At 56.4% G+C, this 328-nt stretch carries 1 rRNA gene; it reads left to right on the top strand.

Features of this window, described 5'->3' with window-relative positions:
- A 16S ribosomal RNA gene (locus EZM41_RS05815) occupies positions 1 to 328 on the top strand; the annotation flags it as partial.

The raw sequence follows: 328 nt of genomic DNA, 5'->3' as shown, positions 1-328 counted from the left end.
GCCATATCGAAAGAGCCGAGTATGGCCATAGTCGATATGGGAAAGGTGGAAAACCGCCAGTGGCATGTGGCGTGGCGCGATGCCTTTCCTCCCCTTCTCGTGGGAGAGCGCTTTGTGGCAGTAAGAAGCCATAAGAGGAATGGCCGTAAGATGGTCAACCGGGATATCGAAGAAACCCTGTATTTGCCCCGCGTGGAGGAAGGAGCCCTTCGGGGTGTAAACTCCTGTTGTAAGGGAAGAAGACAGTGACGGTACCTTACGAGGAAGCCCCGGCAAACTACGTGCCAGCAGCCGCGGTAACACGTAGGGGGCGAGCGTTGTCCGGAAT

Origin of the sequence: Acetomicrobium sp. S15 = DSM 107314 (assembly GCF_016125955.1) — a bacterium.
In the GTDB taxonomy this organism is placed as follows: domain Bacteria; phylum Synergistota; class Synergistia; order Synergistales; family Thermosynergistaceae; genus Thermosynergistes; species Thermosynergistes pyruvativorans.
Note: the sequence above shows the minus strand (reverse complement) of the source record. Positions and strands in the feature narration are given on the sequence as shown.